At 36.7% G+C, this 2,442-nt stretch carries 5 protein-coding genes and 1 tRNA gene; 2 read left to right on the top strand and 4 right to left on the bottom strand.

The features are described 5' to 3' along the window. Positions 1-25: 25 nt before the first annotated feature. Positions 26-421, bottom strand: a complete 396-nt coding sequence (locus D3H64_RS09995; RefSeq protein WP_121566067.1) for a YutD family protein — start codon at positions 419-421, stop codon at positions 26-28. Positions 422-603: 182 nt separating this feature from the next. Here D3H64_RS09995 and D3H64_RS09990 point away from each other — a divergent pair, with 182 nt between their 5' ends. Together D3H64_RS09990 and D3H64_RS09985 are read left to right on the top strand one after the other, a co-directional pair. Beyond that, complete coding sequence (locus tag D3H64_RS09990) at positions 604-882, top strand: chorismate mutase (RefSeq protein WP_158589285.1); 279 nt, start codon at positions 604-606, stop codon at positions 880-882. Positions 883-1,121: 239 nt separating this feature from the next. Continuing rightward, a tRNA-Gly gene (locus D3H64_RS09985) sits at positions 1,122-1,192 on the top strand. A gap of 173 nt (positions 1,193-1,365) precedes the next feature. On the opposite strand, the gene D3H64_RS09980 is transcribed toward D3H64_RS09985, so the two are convergent. The 3 genes from D3H64_RS09980 to D3H64_RS09970 all read right to left on the bottom strand — a co-directional run. Continuing rightward, positions 1,366-1,683, bottom strand: coding sequence for a hypothetical protein (locus tag D3H64_RS09980; protein WP_199700165.1), 318 nt, complete (start codon positions 1,681-1,683; stop codon positions 1,366-1,368). A 331-nt stretch (positions 1,684-2,014) separates the two neighbouring features. After that, positions 2,015-2,209 carry a hypothetical protein gene (locus D3H64_RS09975; RefSeq protein ID WP_121566065.1) on the bottom strand — a complete coding sequence of 65 codons (195 nt, stop codon included), beginning with the start codon at positions 2,207-2,209 and terminating at the stop codon, positions 2,015-2,017. A 2-nt stretch (positions 2,210-2,211) separates the two neighbouring features. Beyond that, the coding region (locus D3H64_RS09970) for a polymorphic toxin type 50 domain-containing protein (protein WP_233554942.1) at positions 2,212-2,442 on the bottom strand (231 nt) is incomplete at its 5' end.

Below are 2,442 nucleotides of genomic sequence, written 5' to 3'. Positions count from 1 at the left end.
GAAATTTACATGGCGTCTTTTTTTTTCACAATTGAGTGGCTAAGTTCATTCTAAAATCCACCACAAAATAGTCGCAACCAAAATTACAATATTCCAAAATATAATCTTCAAACATATCAATGGATCGATCTGCCCATTGTCGATTCACAGCAACATCGAAAAAGCCCTTTAAGCGTAACTGTTCAAATCCCCAATCTCCGACGATATAATCATATTTTGCCAAAACATCTGCATAGCGATGGTTAAAGGCAACGATATCAAACAGATCTTCACGAGATTGGTAGACAATGTGATAAAGGTCCTTATCAATTCTAACAGTTGTTTTGTCAATCAAAAAAGCAACTTGCTCTTCCTCTTCTTTTCCTTGAGCTGATAAATCAGATAAAACGTCTTCAAGCTCTTCTGACAAAACCTCTTTCACATAACCACTCCCTTCAGTCTTTTCATTATAGCATAAGGAAGATGATTGAGCTATTGCATCTCTTTAGCTATCACGCTATAGTATACACAATAGTTTTTTTATTGAGCTCTCTAGCCTTACTTTTCCCTATCAAAAAAGCCAAGTATCTTTTCAAAAAAACTAGTCCCTTAGGAGGTTATTTTATGTCCCAATTAGAACAATTACGCGATGAAATCAATCTTTTGGATCAAAAAATACTGAAGCTTTTAGAAGAACGTTTTCAATTATCCTCTGATGTAGCCGATTATAAACACTCCCATCATCTACCCATTTATCAAGCTAATCGTGAAGAAGAAATTTTAGAAAAAGTGACCCAGCAGCTCCATAACAAAGCCCTATCCCCTGCTGTTGAGGAAGTTTGGCTGAGTATTTTCTCTGCCTCAAGAAAACTACAAGAACACCGTCAAAAGGAACAACTTTAAGCGATACACCCTTCTGCACAATCTTTAGCTTACAATAAGCTACTTTTAGAAAGTAGCTGTTATTAGTTTTTACTAGCTGTTAATAGCTGTTAGTAGCTGTTTTATAGCCCATTATTTTTGTCATAACCCAAAAGCCCCACCCTAGCTTTTTTCGTGATAAGGAAAAAGATCCTCTTATTTTTTTACATAAGGCCTTGCATTTTCATCTGACCTTCCGTATAATAATAAACGTTGATGAGGCGACCTTAGTTTAATGGTAGAATGCGACCTTCCCAAGGTCATGACGCGGGTTCGATTCCCGTAGGTCGCTTAAATATATTATCTGTAAGCTCTAGCTACGATGCTAGAGCTTTTTTGTTTTCTCCAGCATGAGATCATCAGCTCAAAATCATCTCCTCGAAATCAGCAGCTCTTGCAAAACTCCTCTTCCCTCTATCCCCCATAACTTCTTCAAGGCTTCCCCCCTACCTGTGCCCTAGCGCTTTAAACATCAAAAGTCGAATGTGAGGCGCTAATTCTGTGCGCCGTGTACATCATCTCTTCTCCGTTAAACAAGCCCCATAGTTCGCGCATAACAACTAATTCGTTTTTCCCGTTCCGCCGTGGCAAGGAATAACCAAACTTCGTATGTGTCCATAAGCCATCGCTATTTGTGGCCATCATGTCTTTCATCATGTCAATTTGCCACTGTTGAGCTTTCCTCCCGCTCTTTTCGTACAGATCAATGGCTTCCTGGAATTCACTCGTTTCATATGGCAAAATGACTGACCTTGTAGGCCTTGGATTGCCTAATCGTGTCATGTCATCTCTCCTTTTTTGTTGTGCGAATTTACGTTCGCTTTTCACACATTTTGATCATAATTAAAATACTTAAGGCAATCACTAAAATTACCATGCATAGCCACAAAGGCACTTGTATAAATAACCATGACCACCCGTTATAAATAAGCAACTTTAATGTGGTATACACGAAAATAAAGCATAAGATATCGCTAAAAATATTATTTTTTGATCCCACCGCTTCATCTCCTTTCAAATGGTCTAATGGTCTGAATTTATTTCGGACTTTTTCGGACTAAATCTGACCACACACAAATCTGCACAAAAATAGCACCCATCGATTGAGTGAGTGCTAAATGATTTCTATAGATTTGATTTCTGATTCAGCGAAACCATAATATTTACCATCTGTTTTATTTTTTATAGTAAGCTCGTCCTCTTCTGTTTCGTATTCATCAGCATTACAATAATAAGCCATTCCTTCATATGTATTTCCGCTTTTTGTATTTAATACTATCTTTTTATTGTTGTAGTTTAATAAATTCATAATTACTCCTCCTTATGATATGTTGGAATAATGTGCGCCCCCGTCTTGCTGTATTTTATCGTGAAACCATTAATATAATTTCCACTATATATATCTTTGCCAAGCGTCAATTTTTCAGAAATATTAATCAATTCATTCCCGGTTCTTCCACTTTCCCTATTTCTTATTCTACCTGTCATCTTATATTTATTATACAGCTCTTCCACATCAACATCATCATAAAAATAACTTTT

This window comes from Atopobacter sp. AH10, from assembly GCF_003664595.1.
Classification (GTDB): Bacteria; Bacillota; Bacilli; order Lactobacillales; family Aerococcaceae; genus Atopobacter.
This window is presented reverse-complemented; position numbering and strand designations above follow the sequence as displayed.